The sequence below is a fragment of the Kosakonia sp. WA-90 genome (assembly GCF_039871955.1).
Classification (GTDB): domain Bacteria; phylum Pseudomonadota; class Gammaproteobacteria; order Enterobacterales; family Enterobacteriaceae; genus Kosakonia; species Kosakonia oryzendophytica.
Genome location: NZ_JBDPLJ010000015.1, coordinates 1 through 1,835 on the forward strand (window position 1 = coordinate 1; position 1,835 = coordinate 1,835).

1 rRNA gene is annotated in these 1,835 nt (G+C 52.6%); it reads right to left on the reverse strand.

Annotation, left to right across the window (positions count from 1 at the left end):
- Positions 1–1,715 (reverse strand): 23S ribosomal RNA (locus tag ABGA49_RS16050); the annotation flags it as partial.
- Positions 1,716–1,835 lie beyond the last annotated feature (120 nt).

Consider the following 1,835-nt stretch of genomic DNA (forward strand, 5'->3'; position numbering starts at 1 on the left):
TATCAGCGTGCCTTCTCCCGAAGTTACGGCACCATTTTGCCTAGTTCCTTCACCCGAGTTCTCTCAAGCGCCTTGGTATTCTCTACCTGACCACCTGTGTCGGTTTGGGGTACGATTTCGTGTTACCTGGAGCTTAGAGGCTTTTCCTGGAAGCAGGGCATTTGTCACTTCAGCACCGTAGTGCCTCGTCATCACGCCTCAGTGTTAAAGTGAACCGGATTTACCTGGTACACACACCTGCACGCTTAAACCGGGACAACCGTCGCCCGGATGACATAGCCTTCTCCGTCCCCCCTTCGCAGTAACACCAAGTACAGGAATATTAACCTGTTTCCCATCGACTACGCCTTTCGGCCTCGCCTTAGGGGTCGACTCACCCTGCCCCGATTAACGTTGGACAGGAACCCTTGGTCTTCCGGCGAGCGGGCTTTTCACCCGCTTTATCGTTACTTATGTCAGCATTCGCACTTCTGATACCTCCAGCATGCCTCACAGCACACCTTCGCAGGCTTACAGAACGCTCCCCTACCCAACAACACATTCGTGTCGCTGCCGCAGCTTCGGTGCATGGTTTAGCCCCGTTACATCTTCCGCGCAGGCCGACTCGACCAGTGAGCTATTACGCTTTCTTTAAATGATGGCTGCTTCTAAGCCAACATCCTGGCTGTCTGGGCCTTCCCACATCGTTTCCCACTTAACCATGACTTTGGGACCTTAGCTGGCGGTCTGGGTTGTTTCCCTCTTCACGACGGACGTTAGCACCCGCCGTGTGTCTCCCGTGATAACATTCTCCGGTATTCGCAGTTTGCATCGGGTTGGTAAGCCGGGATGGCCCCCTAGCCGAAACAGTGCTCTACCCCCGGAGATGAATTCACGAGGCGCTACCTAAATAGCTTTCGGGGAGAACCAGCTATCTCCCGGTTTGATTGGCCTTTCACCCCCAGCCACAAGTCATCCGCTAATTTTTCAACATTAGTCGGTTCGGTCCTCCAGTTAGTGTTACCCAACCTTCAACCTGCCCATGGCTAGATCACCGGGTTTCGGGTCTATACCCTGCAACTTAACGCCCAGTTAAGACTCGGTTTCCCTTCGGCTCCCCTATTCGGTTAACCTTGCTACAGAATATAAGTCGCTGACCCATTATACAAAAGGTACGCAGTCACACCCCGGAGGGTGCTCCCACTGCTTGTACGTACACGGTTTCAGGTTCTTTTTCACTCCCCTCGCCGGGGTTCTTTTCGCCTTTCCCTCACGGTACTGGTTCACTATCGGTCAGTCAGGAGTATTTAGCCTTGGAGGATGGTCCCCCCATATTCAGACAGGATACCACGTGTCCCGCCCTACTCATCGAGCTCACAACCTGTGCATTTTTGTGTACGGGGCTGTCACCCTGTATCGCGCGACTTTCCAGACGCTTCCACTAACACACAAGCTGATTCTGGCTCTGGGCTCCTCCCCGTTCGCTCGCCGCTACTGGGGGAATCTCGGTTGATTTCTTTTCCTCGGGGTACTTAGATGTTTCAGTTCCCCCGGTTCGCCTCATTAACCTATGGATTCAGTTAATGATAGTGTGACGAATCACACTGGGTTTCCCCATTCGGACATCGCCGGTTATAACGGTTCATATCACCTTACCGGCGCTTTTCGCAGATTAGCACGTCCTTCATCGCCTCTGACTGCCAGGGCATCCACCGTGTACGCTTGGTCGCTTAACCTCACAACCCGAAGATGTTTCGTGAAACATCCTCAGTTGCGAAAATTTGAGAGACTCGCAGAACAGTTCGCACTGTTCTGTGTTTCAATTTTCAGCTTGATCCAGATTTTTAAAGAGCAAA